This window comes from Shimazuella sp. NTD247 (assembly GCF_059510415.1).
Genome location: NZ_JCAJZU010000005.1, coordinates 294,553 through 317,258, shown reverse-complemented (window position 1 = coordinate 317,258; position 22,706 = coordinate 294,553). Strand labels below are relative to the sequence as shown.

Genomic DNA, 22,706 nt, shown 5'->3' with positions numbered 1-22,706 from the left:
ACTTCTAAATATTATTGTAGTGCTGTAATGAGCTTTGAACAAGTCAGCCAAATGTTAATCTGCATTTATTTCTTTCGTTCTGCTCAAAGCCCATCCGATCTTGGCAACATATATGAATATAATAATATTGAGAAGGGACAAAAGATCAGTGATAAAGCGTATTGCTCCATTTGTTACGTTTGTTCCATACAAAATCATAAACGTATTGAAGAATACCGTAATACTGAAACCAGCAGCTATCCATAAAAAAGCTCTTTGTTTTAAAAATATATAGCTAAGAAGTGATAAAGCTATAGCTGGAAACAAGTATCTTTCATGCATGCCACTTGCAAACGTAAATACCCCGGAAATCAGCAGCAAAGCAATGAAAGGAGCAATATCCATGCGTTTTGCCTTCCAATAGATGATTCCTGCAAAACCAGTGGTCAGCACTATAAATATCATTCCCCATGTGTGATAAGACAAAAATAATAGTGTTGTAGCATCTTGTGTGTAATTGGCTCCAAGCAAATAAAACAAATTGAAAGCATTTACAGAAGCATATGGGTATTCTCCAATTGTTTTCGTATATAACTCGTAGATCCACAACCAATTTTGCTTTAAAGTGAACGGCAAAATAACAAGAACGAATGTCAAAATACTAGCAGCGATGGTATAAAAATAACTTCTGATTTGTTTGCGGGAAATGAGTTCAAAGAAAAGAACAGGTAAATAGATGATACCCTGCGGTTTCATTAAAACAGCTATAGTAAATAATATTACCGATACATATAATCTTCCCTCGGTGAAAAGCACCAAACTACCAACTACGATCAAAGTAAAGAAGGAATCTACTTGTCCCCAGAAGGTAGAATTAATAAAAATAGCTGGATTAAACAAATAAAATAAGGTTAAGATAAAAGCCATTTTCTGATTGGTATACTTTACTATCAGACGATAGAGTAAGTATGACGTAACCATATCTGCTAAAATAGATGGAAGTTTTATGAGCAGTGCAAAGTAGAAATTGTTGCCAATAACTGCATTCCATTTGCCGATTAAAGCCAAAATATAAATATAAAATGGCGGATAATCACTTGACCCACTTTCATAGAATGATGTAATACTACTGGCAGCAGAAGATGCCCAATTTTGAAAAAGTCGTATATCGGATGAAAAACCATCTACCATTGGTGCGATCGCAATTCGCAGAAAGAATGCTGTGATAAGTATTGACCAGAGAAAGATTTTATTTTGTGCAGGAGGTATATTTAACTTTTTCCGTATACATATCCGATGCAGTGCAAATGGAATCATAAAAAATAAAATTGCATAGAATAGAAGAAGTAATTGTTCATTTAACTCTGATTTTGGTTGATTTTCCCAAGTTAGCTGATTACCTCCATTGCCAGGCGGCCCCGCAGACGAAGGCATGTTCCCACTATTACTTGGAAATATTTTTTTGCCTGTTTGAAATTTCTTTTGATCCTGCTGGGAAGTAGTCCTATTTCCCTGATTTCCCTCCTGAAATTTGTGGGAGAAATTCGGTTGTCCCTCTTTTTGTGTGTTGTTAGTTGTGTTAGGAATATTCCAAAGGGAATAAATGCAAAAACAAAAAGCGATTATCGGCATGATTATTAACAAAATATTCAGCCTTTTATTAGTTGAATAGATTTCCATACGCTCACCAACTTAATAACAAATAATCTGTTGAGACATTATTTTGGAAATAAGATGTGTAACTTCATTTTTTATCAAGGAAAGTTTTTGCTGAGAATGAGTCAAGCTTTGACTGTGCACCCCAAAGTACAGTTTTAATTTGGGTTCGGTTCCAGATGGACGAATCGCAAACCAAGAACCATCTTGTAATAAGTATTTTACAACATTTGCTTTTGGCAAATTCTCTATTTGATGCAAGTAATCTTTCACTTGCTGTACTGGAATGTCTGCTATTTGCTTAAGCGGATTTTCTCTTAACTGTGCTATTACTCTTTCCATTTCCTGCTGAGCCTGATCTCCTGAAAAAGTCAAAGAGATAAGATTTTCCTGAAAATAACCAATTTGTTTAAACAAATGAAACAGTTTCTCATAAAGAGTGAATCCTTGACGCTGGTAATATGCCCCCATTTCAGCAATTAACATACAGGCCTGTACAGCATCTTTATCCCGGCAAAAATCACCGATTAAATAACCACAACTTTCTTCGTAGCCAAAAAGGAATTTCTTACTTTTATCCGCTTCCCACTGACGTATCTTCTGCGCTATATATTTAAACCCTGTCAAAGTTTCATATGTCTGCACACCATATAAATCAGCAACAGCTCTGCCCATCTCAGATGTGACAATTGTTTTGAGTATGACCCCATCAGAAAGAAGTATATTTTTTTTCTTATATTGAGATAGAAGATAATCTAATAAAAGTGCACCGATTTGATTTCCGTTTAACACTTGAAAATTTCCGTTGGAATCTCTTACGGCAACTCCTACTCGATCTGCATCTGGATCTGTACCTAAAACCATATCAGCCCCTTTTTCCTCTGCTAAGTTTATTGCTAACTCTAATGCTTGTTGTTCTTCTGGATTTGGAGAATAAACAGTCGTAAAATTTGGATCGGGCTGCTCTTGTTCCGGAACAACGGAAACATGTTGAAAACCGACATTTTGCAGCGCTTTTCTAACTGGTTGATTTCCAGTCCCATGTAATGGCGTGTAAACAATATGATACTCTTGATTGTTACAAGGAGGTTGCATTGCTAATGTGCGTAATTTTGTTTGATACGCATGATCGACATGCGTGCCAATCCATTGAAACAACCCTTGACGCTTTGCTTCTTCCAATTCTGCTAATTCTATCTTCCACCCAACATCTACTTTTGCAATTTCTTGCAAAATTCCATCTGCTAAATCAGAAGTTATCTGAGCCCCATCTGAACCGTATACTTTTACTCCATTGTACATTGGTGGATTGTGACTTGCGGTGACCATCATTCCAAAAGCTGTTTGTAAATTACGCACAGCAAAGGACAACTCTGGTGTAGGTCGAATGCTATCAAATACGTATGTTTTTATACCTTTTTGTGCGAAAACTAAGCCTGCTTGCTTTGCGAATGGAAAAGATTGATGCCGCGAATCATATCCAATCACTACACCTCTATTTTCCAAGCCTAACTTTGTTATATATTGTGCTATTGCTTGTGCAACTTTTCGCACAGTATAAATATTCATTCGATTTGGCCCGGGTCCCATCACACCTCGTATCCCCGCAGTTCCAAAAGCAAGTGATTGCCGAAAACAATCTTCGATTTCGGTATCATTTCCCCACATTTGCTGCAATTGTTGCTTGAGCTCTATATCCAAAGATGCTTCTTCCAACCACTGTTCATATTCCTCTATATAATTCATAATAAGTTTCTCCTTTCTTTTATGCATGAGTAGTGTGTCTATAGCCATTTGGATGGGAGTGATGCCATCTCCATGCAGATTCAATGATCGTTTGTAAATCGCTGTATCTAGGAGTCCATCCGATATCTGTTTGTAATCGATTACTGTTTGCGATTAGTACAGGTGGATCTCCTGCTCTTCGCCCCCGTATTTTTTGATTTATTTTTTTTTGGGTAATTCTTTCTGTTGTACGAATAATTTCTTTTACGGAATGGCCATGACCCGTTCCCACATTGTAAATGTTTTGCCGAAGGGCATAATCTGCTTGCAGTGCTTGTAAAGCAAGCAAATGAGCATGTGCTAAATCCAAAACATGTATATAATCTCGAATACAAGTACCATCTCTTGTTGGATAATCATCTCCAAAAATCGAAATGTACTCTCTTTTTCCGAGCACTGTTTCCAAAACAAGCGGGATGAGATGGCTTTCTGGATGATGATCTTCTCCTATTGTCCCATCTAAAGAAGCACCTGCCGCATTAAAATAACGCAGTGCAATCCACTTTACTTTATGCACTTTGCCAAGCATATACAGGTATTTTTCAATCATTAATTTGGATTCGCCATATGGATTGATAGGATATTCTTTATCCTTTTCCAATATAGGATCGCTTGACGCATTTCCATACACAGCGGCAGTAGAAGAAAAGACGATTTCTCTTACTCCTTCACGAACAATATTTTCAAATAATTTGCACGATTTAGATGTATTTTCCTGATAATAAAGTTCTGGAAAACGAATTGATTCTGACACGAGACTTTTTGCGGCAAAATGAATGACCGCATCGATTTGGTGTTTATGGATAATTTCCCGAACCAACCGATCATTCGCGATATCTCCTTGGTAAAAATTCGCTACTTGTACAGACTCTGCATGACCAGTTGATAAATTATCCAACACTACTACATGCATATTATTTGCTTGTAATAAACGAACCGTATGACTCCCAATATAGCCTGCTCCACCTGTCACCAATACGGATTTCATAAGTTAACACTCCTTTTCCACTCTTGTTTGACAATACTTTCGAGATACGTTAAAAGCGGTTCTCTCATTTCCTTGCGTTGCAATCCCATTTCCATACTTGCTTTTAAATAACCTAATTTATCTCCGATATCATAACGATTTCCTTCTAATTGAAGAGCATAAATAGGCTGGCTTTTTAGTGCTTCACGTAAGGCATCAGTTAATTGTATTTCATTACCAGCACCTCTTTTTATCGTTCGCAAAATGGGGAAGATAGAGGAATCTAAAATATACCGTCCCATAATTGCCAGATTGGAAGGCGCCTCCATTAATGTCGGCTTTTCAATTAAGTCAAGAATAGGATAAGCTCTTCCCCTAGGTTTTGCAGGATCGATAATGCCATATTTATTTACTTCAGACTTAGGAACTGGTTTTACACCGATAACCTGAGCATGATTCGTTGCTTCGTACACATCGAGCAATTGCTGAAGAGCTGGTTTTTGCGACATCATGATATCGTCACCTAGCAGGACCGCAAATGGTTCGTCATCGATAAATTGTTCTGCACATAAAATGGCATGTCCCAATCCAAGTGGATTTTTTTGACGAATATAATGGATAGATGCCATATTCGTAATGCCATGAATCTCTTGAAGGACATCTATCTTGCCTTTATCTTGCAAGATTTGTTCTAATTCAATGGAACGATCAAAATGATCTTCAATCGATCTTTTGTTGCGGCCCGTAACAATGATGATGCTCTCAATGCCGGATTGAACTGCTTCTTCGACAATGTATTGAATGGCAGGCTTATCGACAATAGGAAGCATTTCTTTTGGTAATGCTTTCGTAGCTGGCAAAAAACGTGTACCTAACCCTGCTGCTGGAATAACTGCTTTTCTAATCTTCATCGATGATCACTCCTTGTTTGGTATTAGCAAAGACCCATAACCTACTTCCGAAGTAATTGATAATGATCCCAAAACTCGATGCGAAAATTTTGCTTATCCACAAAGAAATTTGTATCTTATCGTGAAAGATATATAACAATCCTAATGATCCGAGTAAAGAAACGGTATTGACGATAATAAACTTCGCAACTTCATAAAAATTTGTCTTTTGCTTCATCTGAAAAGTCCATGTACGATTGAAAATAAAGCTGTTAGTTACACCCGCTATATAAGAGAAAATCTGTGAGATCCAATAAGGAAAACCTGCAAACACGAGTACGGAAAACATTCCAAAATCGACGATAGTATTTAAAAATCCGACGACACAAAAGCGGATGAGTAAATTTTTACTGGGGTGCATCCCATTGCACCTCTTTGGATTCGATCCGTCTAGCCTTTTCATGATCACGAATGATATATAAGGGTCGATTTTTAGTTTCATCGTAAATTCTTCCTACATATTCCCCAAGCATGCCAACAAGCATCAATGTCATTCCATTTAGCAGAAGAACACATGCGATTAAAGAAGCCCATCCAGCAACGGTACTCGTCGAAAACAATTTTTGCGCCAAAGAGATGAGCAGGTAAACAAAACTGATAAAAGAAATGGAAAAGCCGAGATAAGTTGCCAATTTCAATGGTTTATAAGAAAACGAAGTAATCCCGTCCATCGAAAAACGAAGCATTTTCTTTAATGGATACTTCGTTTCTCCTGCAAACCGTTCTTCTCTCACATACTCGATTGCTGTCTGTCGAAAACCAACCCAACTGACTAAACCTCGGACAAATCGATTTTTCTCGCGAATCCGCTGCATCGCTTGAACTACTTCCCGGTCCATCAAACGGAAATCACCTGTATCCAGAGGAATATTAATTTCCGTTAATGCCGACAAGGTGCGGTAGAAAAGCGAAGCTGTCCATTTTTTAAACCAAGTCTCCCCTTTTCGTTTTTCCCGCTTGGCATAAACTACTTCAAAACCTTCTTTCCATTTATCTATCATCCGCGGAATCAACTCAGGGGGGTCTTGCAAATCTGCATCGATAATTACAATGGCATCACCACGGGCATGGTCCATGCCCGCAGTAATTGCTATCTGGTGACCAAAGTTACGTGAAAAATCTAGCAATCTAACACTTGAATCTGTTAGAGATAAAGTGTTTACGATTTCCGCTGTACGATCTTTACTGCCATCATTTACAAAAAGAAGTTCATAAGGTTCTTCTACTGATTTCATCACTTGAGTAAGCCGATAATAAGTTTCTTGTATGACTGCTTCTTCATTAAACATCGGAATGATTACTGAGTAACGAATAAACGATTTCATTTTTCTTCCCTCCCTTTGTTATTGTTTGATCTCATAAAGTGCTTCATCTGATCCTCCGACCTGTGCACCATTGATGACAATTTTCATTCCTGTACCGGTATCTTGACTAGATTTCCATTCAGATTCTGCCACTTTCGTACTGTGAGAACGAATCCAGTTTAAAACCTCACTATTGCCTCTATCTCCTCCACGGAAACCCGACTCAGAGCCTGAAGGGATTAAGAAAAACTTCACTTGTTTGTTTTTCACCATTTCTTCTAGTTTTGCAACCGTCAAGATGGGATCAGAACCAGAAAATCCACCCATTGCCATGACTGCTTTTCCCGTTTTAATAATGTATGGTGCAGCACCTTGTGAACTGGTTGTAGCAAAGAGAAACTTTTCACCTGTGTTGTGTTTGGTTACATAATTAAACAATTTGGTATTAATTTGAGAAGCGCCAAAATCACCTCTTCCACCCTGTTGTCGGTTCTTCGCGGTGTTATTCCCCTGTGTACTATTTGGATTGAACTCTCCCATCTGAGGAGCATTACCATTACCAGGGAAACCATTGCCATTTGGCATATTCATTCCCGTTCCAGGTCCTGATCGTTCTGTATTTGTTGTTATATTTGGCATACCTCCGCCGCCAAATCCTTGACTCCCACTTGGTCCAGCCGCTGGCATAACACTATTTACTCCACTGATAACACCAGTAGATGCCCAGTAGAGCGGAGCTACTAACAAAATGAGCAAACCTGCAATTGCGGAAAATGCAGACAGCTGTTCCTGTTTGCTTGCAAAAAATAAAACAAGTGATAAAACGATTCCTACTAAGCCAATCACAATCGACCAGCCAATCCCGATCTGATCTTGGTAGGGATAAAGAATATACAGTTCGAAGAGTGTTGTAATCAATATTCCGATTGGCAATAGCCATTTTTTCCATCCTTCTGAATTTCGGTAGTGATTCCACAGTTCTACCCAGCCTGCTCCAGCGATAGCGGCAATCGGCGGGGCAAGCATTATCAAGTAATATTGATGGAAGAAACCTGCTATGCTGAAAAATACACATCCGGGAATCAGCCATGCTAACCAAAATAATGTTTGTTTTTGCTTGTCATTCCACGGTCTACGACGAATTCCGGCTAACAATCCGATACAAGCAATGATGACAAAAGGTAAGAGCCAGCTTATTTGACCGGAGAGTTCCTTTTGGAATAAGCGTAGCAATCCAGCTTGACCAGTGTTAAACATCCCTCCACTCTGACCACCAGGTCCTCCATTCATCTTCCCTTGCTCTCCACCATTAGGAGGCATCCCTTGGAAGCTGCCATTTGGTTGATTATTATTGTCAGTATTGTTACTTTGTTGTTTTTGATTTTGCGTGGTACTATTTGTTTGCTTCGATTGTTGATTTGGTGCTCCACCCATTCCGCCGCCTTGGTTTCCTGTCAGACGTGATACACCGTTGTATCCAAAGGCAAGCTCTAAAACAGAGTTTGTTTGACTGCTTCCCATATACGGGCGATCTTTCGCTGGAACCGAATCTACTACGAGTGCCCAAGAGAGTGAAACAACTGCCATTACTACAGTAGAAACTGCTAAAGCAATCCATTTTTTCTTCGCTTTTGCTTTAAAAGCAATGATGTAAAAGAGATAAAAAGCTGGTACGACAAAGTATGCCTGGAGCATTTTTTCATTAAAGCCAACACCTACCATTGCAAATGCGCCGACTACCCAACCCACTTTTTTGCTGCTGATCCCTTTTACGAGCATCCAAGTCGCCAGCAATAAAGTGAAAACGAGCATGCTGTCGATGTTATTTGTACGGCTTACGGCAACAGCAACAGGTGTAACCGCCATGATCAAACTGGCAAGACGTGCTGCTGTTTTCCCAAAAGTGGGTTTTACAAGAAAATAAAGTAAGAGTACAGAACCTACCTGAGCTAGTGCTTGGGGTAAAATAACGCTCCAGCTATGTACTCCAAACACAGAAGCAAAAGCAGTCTGTATCCAAAACACAACTGGAGGTTTATCGACAGTTACATACCCGCCTGGATCAAACGATGCATAAAAGAAGTTGTGAAAACTTTGCAGCATACTTGTAACTGCGGATGTGTAATACGAATTGTCACTATTTTGATTCCAGACATTAAAGTAGTTCAAAAAACCTGATAAGATCGCGATGATGACTAAAATCCAATCCACGCGCTTCCTTTGCTTTATTACCTCTGTCATTTTTTTCTTCCTTTCCATTCCACTTCAAAAGCGTTTTGTTGCTTTCGCTAACTGAAACTAGGATAACTTTCTTACCTGAATTGTTCCTGAATGTAACTTGAGAAGTAGCTGAATCTTTGTCAGCAGACATAAAAAAGGCACATTTACGCTTAGGTAAATGTGCCTTTCTAACTGCAAGGAAGCCAGACGTGAAACGTAGTACCTTTTCCTTCTGTGCTCACTACTCGAATAGTTCCTCCATGGGCATCGACAATTGCTTTGGAGATAGATAAACCTAATCCAGCTCCTCCTACCTTCCGTGTACGGGAAGAATCACTGCGATAAAAACGCTCAAAAATATGGGGAAGATGAATTTTACTTATCCCAATTCCATTATCTTCAATCGATAATTGAACACCTTTATAGTAAGAATGAAGTTTAATTTGGATGACACCTTTTTTCGAGTCTGTGTATTGCACTGCATTATAGATGAGATTGAGTATCACTTGTTTCAATTTATCCGCATCAAATATGCACCGCAGATTTGGTTCCAACTCAAAAATAAGTTTTCTGTCGCCAACAAGAATTTGGAGTTGGGGTTCCATTTCAGAAAAGAGTTCATCTAAATATCCCTCTACTAAAGTAAGTGGGGGAGATTGATCCATTTTCGTTAAAAGCAGCAGATCTTTGATCAATTTATGAAGGCGATTGGATTCACTATACATGCTTTGCAGAGCCTTGTTTAGCTGCTCTGGCTTATTTGCTGCACCTCGCAGCAATACTTCTAAAAATCCATGGATGGAAGTTAATGGAGTACGCAGTTCGTGGGATGCATCTGCTACAAAACGCCGCATCATTTCTTGTGTTTCTTTTTCTGCTTCAAATGATGCTTCAAGCCTTTCTAGCATTCCATTAAACGAATCTGCCAATCGGTCAATCTCCATTTGTCCTTGTTTGGTAGGAAAACGCCGATCTAGATTTCCGGCATCAATCTGCTCCGTTGTTTCTACCATATTGGACAACGGAATGAGCGTTTTTCTCAAAATAGGCAGATAACCAAACAATCCAATAATCATCGCCAAAAGAGACAAAATAAAAAACGTAAGCAATTGTCTCATTAAAAGTTCTTTTAATGGACCTGTCGGTGTACTGATTTGCACAAGTCCAGCATTCGATTTCCCGTTTTCTCCAAATGAAAGTGGCTGCAATACAACCAGCTGCTCTTCGCCTTTGCTATCTTTCGCTACTATTTGATCCATTTTTTGATGTTTGTTTTGTTGTCTGTCAAAGTACACATAGTCTTCTAGTTTCGGTGGATCTGCACCATTTCTGCCTGTAGACAGTATCGTATATTTTCCATCTTGGTCGATAAAAGCTAAACTCGCATCAGGAATAAAGAAAAAGTTATTTTGTTGTTCCTCTTGATCGTTATTCGAATGCATACCAAGCCTTTTCCAAGCAAATGGAGGAATTGCTAAAACTTGCGATTGAAGACTTGTAGTCTTGCTGTCATAGACAACACCACGCATAAGTAAATATTGCAACAAACCGATCAAGGACAATAGCAGGGCAAGGATCAAAAAGGTTCTGGATAATAACTGAATTTGAAGAGAATGAGGTTTAAACAGCAAACGTATACGTGATTTTAATTTCATGGTAAATCCACTCGATAACCTGATCCCCGTAATGTCCGAATCAAACGATGATTTTTATCGTTTAATTTTCCACGCAACAAACGAATATACACCTCCACAATGTTTTCATCTCCTCCAAAATCATAGTTCCAAACTTTGTCCAAAATCATTGTCTTACTAAGAACTAGTCCATGATTGATAACCATAAATTTCAACAATTCATATTCGGTTGGCGATAACTCCAAAATAGTAGCTTTGTATTTGATTTCTTTGCGCCTGTCATCAATGTCAAATGGTCCAATGACCACTTTCCCGAACAAATCTGGAAACTGATTACGCAATCTAGCATGAATTCTCGCTAGCAGTTCCTCAAAACTAAATGGTTTGACCATGTAGTCGTCCGCACCAAGTGTCAAACCTTTGACCCGGTCATCGACTTCATCTTTTGCTGTTAACATAATAACTGCTACATTATCCATCTTTTTCAGCATTTTACATACTTCAAACCCATCAATTCCAGGCATCATCACATCTAGGACAACAACAGAAGGTTGAAATTCTTTCATGAGTGTCAAAGCTTCCATTCCATCTTGTGCTGTCTTCACATCATAGCCTTCGTTTATTAATCCAAGTTCCAAAAATTGAACAATATTTGGTTCATCATCTACAACCAAAATTTTAATTCCCTTCAGGGATTGCATGGCCTTTACCCGCTTTCTAAAGCATGATGCAGTATAAACAAGTATACTGTATCATCATTCGAGACTAGATGCTATTTTACGATTTTTATTGCGCTTGGCTTGCGCTTTTAATACTCGGATAGACAGAACAACCCCAGTTGCAGTAAGAGCCATCAAACAAATCGCTAATATATCGATATATATTTTTAAATTCACGCTGCCAATTTTACCTTCATGAAGTCCTTTAATAAATCCCATGATACCACTTTGTTCTCCGCCTCTGCCGCTAAATCCAGCTTGTCCATTTTGATTTCCAAATCCATTTGGAGATTGAAAATTCCCACTTTGATTCTGTGAATCTTGTCCGTTATTCGAAGTGTTACCATTTGTGCTGCCATTTGTATTGGTACTGTTTGCGATTTTGGTTGTGTTTGTGCTTGTACTTGAATTGCTATTTGTTCCATTATTTTGCTGTGTATCACTTTGGGAATTTTGCACGTTTGGCATCATCCCGCGCTCATTTTGCGACTGACCAATGATCCATGGTTCTGACATAATTAACCCAGTTGCAGCCTGAACAAAAATAAAAACAGAACTAATTAATCCAATCCATAAATGCCATTGTCTTGTACGTTTCACGATTATTCACCTTTTTCATTTGGATTTAGCACACATTTTAATCAAATTAGCTGAATTCACCATGAATCCAAACTGAAAAAAAGCTGAAAATGAAAACTTCAGCTCTTACCTTTTTGCGAAAATGTGATATAGGTACTTGTACCTATTCCTAATGTACTCAACATATTTATTTTTCCATGATGTGCGTTAACAATCCATTTTGCGATAGACAATCCGAGTCCTGTCCCTCCTTCTGCCCGCGATCGTACTTTGTCTCCTCGATAAAACCGGTCAAAAACATGAGGCAAATCTTTTTTGGAAATACCAATTCCAGTATCCGTTATTACCAAATCAATATGATGCTGCCGTTTGTTACAGCTGACGGTTATCTTGCCGTTCTCTTTGGTGTATTTAATCGCGTTATCCAATAAAATCACTAACAATTGACGAATTCTTTCTTCATCCCCAACAAAAGGGATATCTTCTTCTATCGAAGCATGAATGGTGATATGTTTGATCTCTGCAAACAATCGAAAATGCTCCACCATTTCTTGAACCGTTTTATTTAGAGCAAACTTCTCCTGTTTAATTTGCAATTGATTACTATCTGATCGTGCTAAAGTGAGCAAATGAGAAACCAAATTGCTTGTTCTTCTTAGTTCCTTCAAAATAACAGAAATAGTTTCGCTCTCTTCCTCAATCGTGTGTTTTGGATAACGTAACATCAATTCCGTATTCATCTGCATAACTGCTAGTGGTGTACGCAATTCATGAGAGGCATCTGTCACAAATCGTTGTTGTTTCTCCCACGCCCTTCGAATTGGCACCAAAGCTTTTCCTGCCAAGAAAAAACCAGCAATAATCGCAATAATCGCGCCAATAATGCTTACGATTGGCATGACTTCGCTCAGGTGTCCCAAAAGCGTCTGTTCTGGATAAAGGCTGCGAACAATCTGAATCGACACTATTTTCCCCTTGATCACTTGTCCATCTGTTGGCATATTAACTGGTATATTTAAAACACGATACTGCCTAGGGCCTTTTTGGAAACTTGTTATTGTTTTATTTTTGGGAGAACCTGGCTTTATATTTGTGGGTAAGATATCTTCAGGGCTGACATCGGGAGGGTATTGATATATATTTCCTTGTTCATCCGTCAACAAGAAAAAAATCAATTGATCTCCCTGTCTTTCTTGATCCCATGTCTGTTCAAACGCTTGATAACTCTTATGTTTTATTCTCTCACCGATCTGCTCCAATGTTAGGTCAATACCATGAAATAAATTGTATTTTGCATAAAAATATAATACTGCTCCACATAGATTAAACATGATGATAAATACAATCGCGTTGATCAATACCAGTCTCATTCGAGTGTGTTGAAACATGTTAATCACTCCCTAGCATATAACCAATTCCTCGAACGGTACGAATGTATGATTCACATCCATATTCACCTAACTTTTTGCGGAGATAATGCACATATAAATCGACGATGGAAACATTTGATTCGGAATGAAATCCCCAAATACGATTAAAAATCTGTTCACGCGTAAATATTTGTTCCGGACTTGATAAAAACAGTTCTAGTAATTCATATTCTTTAACCGTAAGATTGAGTTTCTGTTCCTTGATAAATCCATCGTATTTGCTTTTGATTAATGTGATCGGACCATATTCCAACTCATTTTTCACAGGAGATTTCCCATGTCGACGTAAAACAACTCTGATTCTCGCCAGCAGCTCATCCATAGCAAATGGTTTCACTAAGTAGTCATCAGCACCCAAATCAAGACCTTTCACTCGATCTTCAATTGAATCTCGTGCTGTTAAAAATAATACTGGTGTTAAAATCGCTTTCTCCCGCAACGCTTTGATGATGGATAATCCATCCGTTTCCGGCAACATAATATCCAGTAACAATAGGTCGTATTCACCCTGTTCCGCAAGAATGAGCCCTTCTAGTCCATCTCCGGTTTGATCAACTTTGTAATTATCCGCTTTTAATATCCTGACAATTGCGTCCCGCAGCAAGCTGTCATCTTCGACCACTAAAATTTTCATATTACTGCCTCCATCTGACCAACCTGTCTGCCTTATTTTGCCCTTTGTTCTATACATTATTTGAATACAGGAAACTCCCTGTTACAAAAAGTAAAAGGGAGTCGTCTATTCGAGGAAAATAAGATAGCGATGTATACGAAAGTACACATTATTTGGTTGATAACGATTTATTGCACACTCCAGACACTGCCAGTTCTTGCATCTACTTTCACTGTATGAACTTGTCCGTCCGCTTTCCCAACAATCACTATGGTATAGAAGTCTTTGCCAGATACTTTACTGAGTGAAACTGACTTCACACTGCCAGGCACTTTCTGTAATGCTATTTGTTTTACCTTTGCCTCAGAAATCAGATATAACACTTTTTGTACCTGTGCATGGGTGATCTTCCCTGTTTTCGCATCTACTTTGACCAAATACGTTTTGTGATCTTTTTTGCCTTGAATATACACGGAATACACCTTCTTACCCGACTCCGTTTTGAGCGTAATACTTTTCACAATGCCTGGATGCTTTTTGAGTGCAATCTGTTTGGCTTGATTGACAGTAATAATACTTGCATGCTGCGATTGAACCGTTTTAACAGCAATTGGGGCTGTTCTCGGCGCTTCTGCAGCAAACGCCGAAGTGACTGCACCAAAGGCGATTGCTGATCCTATTGTTGAACTAAATAATACTTTTTTAAGCTTCATTTTTGCTTCCTCCTAGAAGTTCAATTCATTGTTTTTTGTTTACAACATTTATTATGACTTCCAATCATTTGAATCTCATTGGATAAACATTTGATTTTCATTAGATTTCAGCCCTGAAAAATTTGACATTTTCTTTTTGGAAATGGTAGATTTAAATCAATATTTAGTGATTTACTAAATTACTAAGCAAGTAAATTATTATGATCCTAGGAGGAGAGCAATTGAAAATACCAACAACTTTAAAACATAAACCTGTAATCATTTCCGATAATTACGAAAATATAGATGGCCGCAACGCTTACCATTCAGATGCAAAAGGACTTTCTTTGGGATTAGCTCAATGGAATGATAGAGGAAAAGTAGATATTTCAGCAAAAGTGTGGCGACATACTGGAGGAAAATGGTCGAGACAATCGGAAGAATTGCCACTGCACCGTGTGCTTGATCTTGCTATTTTAATATGCAGAGCAAAACTTCATTTTCGCGAGGCTTATCGATATGAGAATCTATACGATACAGAGAAACCCACGATTGATCGAGTCGGGCTGCAAGGCGATGCCATGACTGTAGCAGTCTGTACCGATAATGAAATGATTGATGAGGATATCAAATTGTTCACCCAAGTGCTCAGCGAAGATGATGAGCTAATTGGCGAAAGATTGCGTGTCCTATCTAAAATATTAAAAGATATGGGCTATTAATCATATTCCACTTCTAAAAAGGAGATATTTGCTACATGGAAAACAACAAGCGGAAAGAATTAAAAGAGGAATACAAACAAATAAAAACATATATGGGTGTCATCCAAATAACAAATAAAAACAATGGGAAAATTTTTATCAATAGCTATCCCAACTTAAAGAACAAGTGGATGACCCTACAGTGGCAATTGGATATGGGAAAGTTCGCAAATGCAGGATTGCAAAAAGATTGGAAAGAACTTGGAAGCGATTCATTCTTGTATGAGGTTTTAGAACAAAAGGAAGCAGACAAAGTACTAGACAAACGTTGGGAACTAAAAAAAATGAAAAGAAAGTGGCTCGATAAATTACAGCCATATGAAAATAGCGGATATAATCCAAAGCCAAGAGACTAATTTACGTCATTTTGTAATAACTCCATCTTAAGACCAGCAAATAAAAACTCTCATCTTTGTGATGAGAGTTTTTTTAGGGAGATAGGCATGCGATAGTTGATTCTTTATCAGCTTATCATTTTTTCACTGGTGCTTCCATTTGTTCCTTTGTTGATGCCTTTTCCACTGGTGTCTTTGCTTGTTTTTGCAATGTATCGCTTAAAATCTTTCCTGAATGCGCATCAATTTTTACTAAGTAATCTTTGTGATTTTTCGCATGTATGAGAACTAAGTATGCTTCGTTGTTCTTTTCTTTTTTTAATTGGATATTTTTCACTATACCCGCATGAGCTTTTAGTGCAATATCCTTAGCTTGGGCTTGAGAAATCGCCCTTGCTTTTTTCGGAGCCTGTTTTACCGGCTGCACTACTTTTTTCGGTGTTTGTTTCACTTGCTGTACCACTTTTTTAGGCACTGTATTTTGTGAATGATCTGCTTTCGCCGGTTCTGCAGCAAAGGCGGAAGTAATAGCACCGAAGGCAATTGCCGCTCCTAATGTAGAACTAAATAGTATTTTTTTGATTTTCATTTTTGTTTCCTCCTTGAAATGTGTTTGTTTTGCTTTACAGTGATTATTATGCCTGAGTTGTATTTGATTCTGATTGGATGGAGATTTGATTTTGTTTAGATAATCATTTGATTTTTATTAGAATGAAAAAAAGCTTCCTGCATAAGGAAGCTTCGCTATATGTTTCTACCATTATTCTCGCTGGGTATGTGCGGATAACAATCATCCACACACACCCCAGTCACTTCACTTACCGCAATCCATCGATGAAAGGCTGAGGCATGAACCTGGCACCCTTGGCGATGCGCTTCACGCGGGTACCCTGTGTGTCAAGCTCTTCCTTCTCCATGTAGGTTCGGATCAGGCCAGAGCGGGTACAGGCGACCAGAATCTTACGCGGCCGGATCGTCCGTCCCCTACCCGTGCGAGCGTTGACGATTGAACCATGGAAAGACTCGAAACGAACGAGTGAACCACAGATCTGCTGTGCGTTCGCCGTTCCCTGAAGGATGAACTTGCCGCCCTTCTCGTCAGAGAACGCGAATTCGACGCCAACACGGCGGTTGGCCGAAGTCTGCGGCTTCTCCATCGTACCAAGCATGAGAAAATTCCAATCTGTGAGTGACGGATACTTCTTATAATTGATTATATGTGAAAATACATATTTCTGTAAATCGTATTTTTTTATAAAAATTATGAAATATGCTGTTATATAATCTCATGAACTGTCCAGTAACTTGAACAAACGGATTAATCGTTTTCAATTGGCAGATGTAGATTTATCTTCAAATGATGGCGAATCAACAAAAAACAGTATAAAAAAGGAATCGCTCCATGGAGTGATTCCTTTGCTTATTGTTTATGTTAAGAAACATTTTCTCCTTGAGGTACTACCGTTTTTATTGGTTCTACTTCCGGAATTGGGAACATTTCACTCAATGTAACCGTACGTCCTGAATCATTTTTATAAATAATATGCTCACGGGTAAATTGTTTTGGGCTATCCAAACCGGTTGCAGCAGCAAGCGTATACAGTCCAAATCGCATGCTGATGATATAGTTCATCACTCGCCATTTTTTCTCTTCCGGCACCAAAGCATCTTGTAACTTCGGATTGGTAGTCGCAACTCCTGCCGGGCAATGTCCCGTGTGACACTGCAAAGCCATGATACAACCATTTGCCATCATAAATCCACGTGCAGAATTGACAGCGTCAGCACCAATCGCTATAGCGATCGCTACCTTATCCGGAGAAATTAATTTTCCGGAAGCAAAAATCTTAAATTGATCCCGAACACCATATCGGTGAGCAGTATCCACAAATGTGATCAGACCTGGAATCAGCGGCAATCCCATCGAATCGGTCATTGCTTTATACGTTGCACCAGATCCACCTTCTCCACCATCGATGGTGAAAAAGTCTGGATAAATATTTAAGCGAATCATTGTCTCAAAAAATTGATTTAAAATATGCTGCTGCCCAATTACTAGTTTTAAACCTACTGGCTTGCCGCCTTTTTCTTGCAGTTCACGGACAAATAAAAGTGCATCTTCCGGCGTTTTTAAAAAAGGAAATCGATTGGGAGAATTGATTGTTTTGCCAACCGGTACATGTCTTACTTGGGCTATTTTTTCTGTTACTTTTTTGCCTTCTAGATGCCCTCCTCGGATCTTTGCTCCTTGGGCAAACTTTAGTTCAAATGCTTTAATGTTATTTTCTGCTGCTTTTTTCCCAAATGCTTCCCACGAAAACTGTCCATGCTCATCACGATAGCCAAACATCCCTGGGCCGATCTGAGCTACCACATCTGCACCTGTCTGCAAATGCTCTTCTATCACACCGCCTTCTCCCGTGTTTATCCAGGAACCACCTGCCATCGCTGCGCCTGCACCTGTAGATAAAATGTAATTTTCACCGATGGAACCATAAGAAGTAGCGGAAGCACCAAACATGCCACTCAATTTCCAAGGATATTTCCGCCGAGAACCAACAATAATTTGATCTTCTTCGGGATATAACCATTTGGATGTCTTATCGTCCATTAATTTTTCTTTTCGTGTAAACACGCCTTCCTTCAAAATTTGATACTTTTTGGATTCTACCAATTCTTCATTGTTAACCCGCAGTTCTTCTTGCAACAGAGGAAACATCGAGTTTGCAATATAATAACCTGATTGATCAAAATCTCTCTTGGAACCAAATCCTAATAAATCTGTACGATACTTGGCTGAAAAAATGAGACCGATAAATTCATAACGGGAGAAAGGCTTACCAGAGCGATCATCATCAAACCAGTATTGCCGAAATTCCGGACCTAATTTTTCTAAAAAATATCTCATCCATCCCAAGAAAGGATGAGAACGGATAATAGAATGCTGCGGCTTGCGAGAAATAAAATGCATCAATACAAATAGTCCAATCGCGATAAATACAACTACTAGTAAAACAACCAAAAAATAAAACATAAATATCCTCCATTCGAAAAGAGAAAAAGAAGTATTCTTATTCCCCATAATAGTAACACGAAAGGAAAGATGAAAATCGGGAAAATTTATAGACGTGGATCAACAGCGTCAGCTTCCATTGCCAATGTACCTAAAACACATTCATGAATTCTGCCAAGTGACTGCCGTTGGACAAACCGCTCAATCCCTTCGATACCAAGGGCAAACTCCCGCAGTGCTTTCTTTTGTTTTTTGTTTGTATTTCGTTGTTTCAATCGTTCTAGATTCGAGGAATGCAAATAATCCATACCATAAATAATATGCAAATACTCTCTTCCCCTTACTTTGATGGCTGGCTGTACGAAAAAGCCTTTTTGATCCCGCTGCAAAAAATTCAACGGTTTGATGACAAAACCTTCTGTACCTTCACCTGTGATTTCTGTCCACCAATCGATCGCTTTTTGTGCAGACTGTTCATCATTAATCAAGCGATAATCTGTCGGGATAAATAGGGGAGAATAGGCTGCTAGTTCCTTCGCATGCTGCATATGCCATCGATGTGTCTGATCAAAAAAAGTCTTTCCACTATGCGCTAACAGATGGAAAGCAGCGATTTGTATTCCATCAAGCTCATTTGTTTCCCATAGATAGGGCTGAAAACTGGAACGAAACGTTTGCGTGCGTTGGAGCTGTTCTTTCGTCTCTGCAATCCAGTCATCTACAAAAGCTCCATTTTGCTGTGCCAAGTTAAGTTGATCCAAGCGTTTGGAGCGATCCAGCAGTGCCATTTCCCCTACATGCATGTACTGTTTTTGGATTAATTCTTTTGCCTTCAAATTCCAAGGTAAAATCTCTGCATCCAGCAGCACAAACGATGTCTGATACTTACGAAAATAGGCTTGTAATTCCCTTTGAAGCTTTTGCAGCACTAGTTCACTCATGAATTTGTTGAAAAAAGGACGACCAGTACGTGTATAAATAACTCCTTTTGTTTTTCGTCCTACATAGTTAACTGCGAGTTCATCGTCTTGGAATAAAAGCAATACTGCCCGGCTGCCCATATGCTTTTTCTCTGCGATCATCTCCTCTACACCATGTGCACGATAATACGCGAAAGCTTCTGCTGGATGCTCCAAATACATAGGTAATTTGGAAACCTGCGGTGTCGGACTCATTGTTGGTGGAATATAGACAAGTTCTTCCAAAGGAAGAGTAAAATGAGAAAGATCATCTAACGCTGTTTTGACCATTCTGCTCGGTATCTTTACATCCCCAAGATGCTCCGTTTGAACAGTAAATCCATCGATCAATGCATTTAAATTGGGAGGAGCAAGCCGCTGCTTTTCCCATTTATGTAATGGATTATCAGAAACACCAGCATAATCTTCTTTAGCGGCTACTTTCATAACCTTTCGTTCCGGTAAGCACAGTGCGGTCAGATGTCCACCAAATACCACTCCTTGATCGATGTTTATAGTATGATGCATAAAAATCGGCTGCGGTTTTGGATCATGCCCCCAAATAATCAATTGACTGTTGCGATGATGATGGAACCAATCTTTGCGAATTGGTTTTCCCTGTTCATCAAAACCTTCCACATCTCCATAACGGCAAAAATCACTGATTTCGCTGGAATGTTTGCCAATAAACTCATCTTTGATCCCAGCATGGGCAACTACAGCTACATTCACGTCATTTTGACGGATCACATAATGCGAAGGTGCTTGAAGGAGCATTTGTTTAAAAGCTTCTTTTTTGGCATTGGAGTATTCCAATCCATATTCTTGCTCCATCTGTTCAAATGCTGAAACCATTTTTTCATCCCCATGCTGCATTTTGACCTTGCGGCCGTCCAGCCATCTGGCGATCTTCCAACCATGATTACTATCAACCATATACGCCAAGCCAGCTTGGATATGATGGTAAAAGAATTCCATTGTCTCCATCGATTTGGGTCCCCGGCTCATAATATCTCCGACAGATACAAGCTTTCGCCCTTCCGGATGGATAAAAAGTCCTTCTTCATTTTGCACATATCCTAGTTTTGTGAGTAATTCGAGAAATTCATCATAACATCCATGAATATCACCGATGATATCCAATCCATTGTCGATATTCAGTACAAAACGATTTGCTTTTCGTACAAAACTCACTTTCGACAACTCTTCAGCAGGAAGAACATATTGCGCAGAATACCCTTCTTTTTTCAAGTACTTCACTTGCTTCGAAAAAGAAAATTGCTGTTGGCGAATACGCTTCTTCCCACGCGGATAATCTCTTGCTTCGTCCCATCTCAATAAATCTGTTTCTTGCGCTTCAATCGCAATGACAGATACAGGTACATGATGTTTCCGAGCAATACGGACAAAACGCAGCCGGTCATCGGATTGAAGATGAGTCGCATCGACAACCGTTAATTTATTCAGCTCACAGCGCTTTTCTACCATATAATCCAAAGCTGCAAAGGCTTCTTTGGAGATTTGTTGGTATTGTTCATAAAGCACATCCGCTTCTTCTTTCGGATGGTGCTTCCAATCCATAAATTCTAGATCACTAAGTAAAGTCCGGAACTGATCGGAGCTGACTACTTCCGAAGCTAACAGCACTCTTTCTTTAATCAAACGATGTAACAGCGTCGTTTTCCCACTGCTAGAAGGCCCCATCATCAAAACGATCCCAGCATGCGGCAGCGATATTTTTCTAGGCATTTTCCTTCTCCTCTCGATGAAAAATCGCCATTTGTGTTGGCTTTCCAAAGGATTCATGTTTCTCACCAATACCAGTCGTAGAAACGGAATAAGGATAATGCTCTGTCCAAGCGATACACCACTCAGCAAACTGCTCCCTTGTCCACTCAAAACGGTGATCGCTATGGCGGAACGTTTTTTGCATTTCATACACTTCGTTATACTCTCGATTTGGTGTCGTTACGATCAACATTCGTGGTTGATAATAGGCAAATATCGTCTGAAATACGGAAGGCAGTTGATGCTCATCAATATGTTCCATCACTTCACATAGGATCATAACATCCTTGCCGCACAAGCGGTCATCGGTATAAAATAGCGAACCAAAGATCGGTGTCGGTGCAACAAATCCTGCTTTCCGTTTTGCTTTTTCAAAACGCTCCAATGCATGCAGCTGTGCCTTTTGCGAAGGTTCTACAGCCAATATTTCTTGTACCCCTGCGACAAATCCTAACCGCGTGGACAGCTTCCCTTCTCCTGAACCAAAATCGACAATACTTGATTTGGCTGCTTGATGGTTTATTTGATCTATAATCGCTTCATAACGCAGATCATTCAGCCTTACTTTGGGAATAGTCGCTTCTTCCGCTGGTTCTACCCTTTTCTGCAACTGAAACTTTGATTTCTTGATCAAAGGGGAAAAACGCAAAGTTCGTTTTAAAATCAAATTGCGCAGAGGATGATCCTCCAGCCATCCTTCTCCATGCCGGTCTAGTTTCTCTAGTTCTCTTTCATCCAAAAAATAGTGTTTGTAATTATCAAGTACAGGAATTAAAACAGAAATATGTTTCAATGCATGCTGCAATGTTTGTTTTGCCCGAATCGTGATAAATTTCGCAGATGAACGCTCCTTCAATGGAGTGTTATAGTCATTGTCACCATATTCAAATATCACTTGATACCCCATCGGAGCGAACAATGCCTCCATCGTCTCTTCACTTAAATTGGTTGCCACTGGACCAAACTGTATTTCCATTGTAAAGGGGTGCCCTACCCATTTACTGTATTCCGCTTTTGGCTTGCCATTTATCGCGGTGCTTAGCGCACTCTTTATATAAGTAAGAAACAAACTGCTGACGGCAAACTCGCGGTCATTGATATAACTCGTAATATCATAAGCATCAGGTGCATTGCGGATCAGTTCCAGTGGATCTGGCTCTGCATACACCAAAAAGCTTACCTCCTTTTCTGTAAATTTCGTATATATCAAACGTACTACTGCTTCTTTTTCTTTGCGTTCATAGCGATTAGCTGGATTTTTGGCCAGCAAATGAGACGTTACATTCGCATTTTCACCTTTTATGTTAATCGTAAGCTGCATA

20 protein-coding genes are annotated in these 22,706 nt (G+C 39.2%); 2 read left to right on the top strand and 18 right to left on the bottom strand.

Going from position 1 to position 22,706, the window contains the following annotated elements; genetic code table 11:
* Positions 1–54: 54 nt before the first annotated feature.
* From AC5WOC_RS14825 to AC5WOC_RS14765, 13 genes are all read right to left on the bottom strand, one after another.
* A complete protein-coding gene (locus tag AC5WOC_RS14825) occupies positions 55–1,413 on the bottom strand; it encodes a glycosyltransferase family 39 protein (protein ID WP_496056186.1) in 1,359 nt (452 codons plus the stop codon).
* A gap of 258 nt (positions 1,414–1,671) precedes the next feature.
* Positions 1,672–3,381 carry a phospho-sugar mutase gene (locus AC5WOC_RS14820; RefSeq protein WP_496056185.1) on the bottom strand — a complete coding sequence of 570 codons (1,710 nt, stop codon included), beginning with the start codon at positions 3,379–3,381 and terminating at the stop codon, positions 1,672–1,674.
* Positions 3,382–3,400: 19 nt separating this feature from the next.
* Entirely contained in the window at positions 3,401–4,408 is a 1,008-nt protein-coding gene (galE, locus tag AC5WOC_RS14815; RefSeq protein WP_496056184.1) for a UDP-glucose 4-epimerase GalE, read from the bottom strand.
* Positions 4,405–5,298, bottom strand: a complete 894-nt coding sequence (gene galU, locus AC5WOC_RS14810) for a UTP--glucose-1-phosphate uridylyltransferase GalU (protein ID WP_496056183.1) — start codon at positions 5,296–5,298, stop codon at positions 4,405–4,407. The genes galE and galU overlap by 4 nt, the downstream gene beginning before the upstream one ends.
* Complete coding sequence (locus tag AC5WOC_RS14805; RefSeq protein WP_496056182.1) at positions 5,288–5,698, bottom strand: GtrA family protein; 411 nt, start codon at positions 5,696–5,698, stop codon at positions 5,288–5,290. The genes galU and AC5WOC_RS14805 overlap by 11 nt, the downstream gene beginning before the upstream one ends.
* Positions 5,685–6,662, bottom strand: coding sequence for a glycosyltransferase family 2 protein (locus AC5WOC_RS14800; protein WP_496056181.1), 978 nt, complete (start codon positions 6,660–6,662; stop codon positions 5,685–5,687). The genes AC5WOC_RS14805 and AC5WOC_RS14800 overlap by 14 nt, the downstream gene beginning before the upstream one ends.
* An 18-nt stretch (positions 6,663–6,680) precedes the next feature.
* Positions 6,681–8,882: an ArnT family glycosyltransferase gene (locus AC5WOC_RS14795; protein WP_496056180.1), complete on the bottom strand. Its 2,202-nt coding sequence runs from the start codon at positions 8,880–8,882 to the stop codon at positions 6,681–6,683.
* A 167-nt stretch (positions 8,883–9,049) separates the two neighbouring features.
* The gene (locus tag AC5WOC_RS14790; protein WP_496056179.1) at positions 9,050–10,516 is read right to left on the bottom strand and encodes a sensor histidine kinase; all 1,467 of its coding nucleotides are present in this window, start codon (positions 10,514–10,516) and stop codon (positions 9,050–9,052) included.
* On the bottom strand, positions 10,513–11,196 hold the full coding sequence (locus tag AC5WOC_RS14785; RefSeq protein ID WP_496056178.1) for a response regulator transcription factor: 684 nt from the start codon (positions 11,194–11,196) through the stop codon (positions 10,513–10,515). Before AC5WOC_RS14785 ends, AC5WOC_RS14790 begins: the two co-directional genes overlap by 4 nt.
* A gap of 54 nt (positions 11,197–11,250) precedes the next feature.
* The gene (locus tag AC5WOC_RS14780) at positions 11,251–11,814 is read right to left on the bottom strand and encodes a PepSY-associated TM helix domain-containing protein (RefSeq protein WP_496056177.1); all 564 of its coding nucleotides are present in this window, start codon (positions 11,812–11,814) and stop codon (positions 11,251–11,253) included.
* 98 nt (positions 11,815–11,912) lie between these two features.
* The gene (locus tag AC5WOC_RS14775) at positions 11,913–13,181 is read right to left on the bottom strand and encodes a sensor histidine kinase (protein ID WP_496056176.1); all 1,269 of its coding nucleotides are present in this window, start codon (positions 13,179–13,181) and stop codon (positions 11,913–11,915) included.
* A gap of 1 nt (position 13,182) precedes the next feature.
* The gene (locus tag AC5WOC_RS14770; RefSeq protein ID WP_496056175.1) at positions 13,183–13,857 is read right to left on the bottom strand and encodes a response regulator transcription factor; all 675 of its coding nucleotides are present in this window, start codon (positions 13,855–13,857) and stop codon (positions 13,183–13,185) included.
* 167 nt (positions 13,858–14,024) lie between these two features.
* On the bottom strand, positions 14,025–14,549 hold the full coding sequence (locus tag AC5WOC_RS14765) for a PepSY domain-containing protein (protein ID WP_496056174.1): 525 nt from the start codon (positions 14,547–14,549) through the stop codon (positions 14,025–14,027).
* Positions 14,550–14,770: 221 nt separating this feature from the next.
* Between AC5WOC_RS14765 and AC5WOC_RS14760 the strand changes: the two genes are divergently transcribed.
* Together AC5WOC_RS14760 and AC5WOC_RS14755 are read left to right on the top strand one after the other, a co-directional pair.
* Positions 14,771–15,250 carry a DUF6530 family protein gene (locus tag AC5WOC_RS14760; RefSeq protein WP_496056173.1) on the top strand — a complete coding sequence of 160 codons (480 nt, stop codon included), beginning with the start codon at positions 14,771–14,773 and terminating at the stop codon, positions 15,248–15,250.
* A gap of 35 nt (positions 15,251–15,285) precedes the next feature.
* Complete coding sequence (locus AC5WOC_RS14755; protein WP_496056172.1) at positions 15,286–15,645, top strand: GIY-YIG nuclease family protein; 360 nt, start codon at positions 15,286–15,288, stop codon at positions 15,643–15,645.
* A gap of 115 nt (positions 15,646–15,760) precedes the next feature.
* Here the strand turns inward: AC5WOC_RS14755 and AC5WOC_RS14750 are convergent, their stop codons facing one another.
* The 5 genes from AC5WOC_RS14750 to AC5WOC_RS14730 form a co-directional block, all read right to left on the bottom strand.
* Positions 15,761–16,213, bottom strand: a complete 453-nt coding sequence (locus AC5WOC_RS14750) for a PepSY domain-containing protein (RefSeq protein WP_496056171.1) — start codon at positions 16,211–16,213, stop codon at positions 15,761–15,763.
* Positions 16,214–16,442: 229 nt separating this feature from the next.
* Positions 16,443–16,793, bottom strand: a complete 351-nt coding sequence (locus AC5WOC_RS14745) for a hypothetical protein (protein WP_496056170.1) — start codon at positions 16,791–16,793, stop codon at positions 16,443–16,445.
* Between the two features lie 263 nt (positions 16,794–17,056).
* On the bottom strand, positions 17,057–18,658 hold the full coding sequence (locus tag AC5WOC_RS14740; RefSeq protein WP_496056169.1) for a glutamate synthase-related protein: 1,602 nt from the start codon (positions 18,656–18,658) through the stop codon (positions 17,057–17,059).
* Between the two features lie 86 nt (positions 18,659–18,744).
* Entirely contained in the window at positions 18,745–21,345 is a 2,601-nt protein-coding gene (locus AC5WOC_RS14735) for a polynucleotide kinase-phosphatase (RefSeq protein ID WP_496056168.1), read from the bottom strand.
* Positions 21,338–22,705: a 3' terminal RNA ribose 2'-O-methyltransferase Hen1 gene (locus AC5WOC_RS14730; RefSeq protein WP_496056167.1), complete on the bottom strand. Its 1,368-nt coding sequence runs from the start codon at positions 22,703–22,705 to the stop codon at positions 21,338–21,340. The genes AC5WOC_RS14735 and AC5WOC_RS14730 overlap by 8 nt, the downstream gene beginning before the upstream one ends.
* Position 22,706: the final 1 nt, after the last annotated feature.

Excerpts from the sequence above, each read along its gene's own strand:
- AC5WOC_RS14825 (WP_496056186.1), bottom strand. The coding sequence starts at position 1,413 with ATGCCTTCGTCTGCGGGGCCGCCTGGCAATGGAGGTAATCAGCTAACT.
- AC5WOC_RS14820 (WP_496056185.1), bottom strand. The coding sequence starts at position 3,381 with ATGAATTATATAGAGGAATATGAACAGTGGTTGGAAGAAGCATCTTTG.
- galE (WP_496056184.1), bottom strand. The coding sequence starts at position 4,408 with ATGAAATCCGTATTGGTGACAGGTGGAGCAGGCTATATTGGGAGTCAT.
- galU (WP_496056183.1), bottom strand. The coding sequence starts at position 5,298 with ATGAAGATTAGAAAAGCAGTTATTCCAGCAGCAGGGTTAGGTACACGT.
- AC5WOC_RS14805 (WP_496056182.1), bottom strand. The coding sequence starts at position 5,698 with ATGCACCCCAGTAAAAATTTACTCATCCGCTTTTGTGTCGTCGGATTT.
- AC5WOC_RS14800 (WP_496056181.1), bottom strand. The coding sequence starts at position 6,662 with ATGAAATCGTTTATTCGTTACTCAGTAATCATTCCGATGTTTAATGAA.
- AC5WOC_RS14795 (WP_496056180.1), bottom strand. The coding sequence starts at position 8,882 with ATGACAGAGGTAATAAAGCAAAGGAAGCGCGTGGATTGGATTTTAGTC.
- AC5WOC_RS14790 (WP_496056179.1), bottom strand. The coding sequence starts at position 10,516 with ATGAAATTAAAATCACGTATACGTTTGCTGTTTAAACCTCATTCTCTT.
- AC5WOC_RS14785 (WP_496056178.1), bottom strand. The coding sequence starts at position 11,196 with ATGCAATCCCTGAAGGGAATTAAAATTTTGGTTGTAGATGATGAACCA.
- AC5WOC_RS14775 (WP_496056176.1), bottom strand. The coding sequence starts at position 13,181 with ATGTTTCAACACACTCGAATGAGACTGGTATTGATCAACGCGATTGTA.
- AC5WOC_RS14770 (WP_496056175.1), bottom strand. The coding sequence starts at position 13,857 with ATGAAAATTTTAGTGGTCGAAGATGACAGCTTGCTGCGGGACGCAATT.
- AC5WOC_RS14765 (WP_496056174.1), bottom strand. The coding sequence starts at position 14,549 with ATGAAGCTTAAAAAAGTATTATTTAGTTCAACAATAGGATCAGCAATC.
- AC5WOC_RS14755 (WP_496056172.1), top strand. The coding sequence starts at position 15,286 with ATGGAAAACAACAAGCGGAAAGAATTAAAAGAGGAATACAAACAAATA.
- AC5WOC_RS14750 (WP_496056171.1), bottom strand. The coding sequence starts at position 16,213 with ATGAAAATCAAAAAAATACTATTTAGTTCTACATTAGGAGCGGCAATT.
- AC5WOC_RS14745 (WP_496056170.1), bottom strand. The coding sequence starts at position 16,793 with ATGCTTGGTACGATGGAGAAGCCGCAGACTTCGGCCAACCGCCGTGTT.
- AC5WOC_RS14740 (WP_496056169.1), bottom strand. The coding sequence starts at position 18,658 with ATGTTTTATTTTTTGGTTGTTTTACTAGTAGTTGTATTTATCGCGATT.
- AC5WOC_RS14735 (WP_496056168.1), bottom strand. The coding sequence starts at position 21,345 with ATGCCTAGAAAAATATCGCTGCCGCATGCTGGGATCGTTTTGATGATG.
- AC5WOC_RS14730 (WP_496056167.1), bottom strand. The coding sequence starts at position 22,705 with ATGCAGCTTACGATTAACATAAAAGGTGAAAATGCGAATGTAACGTCT.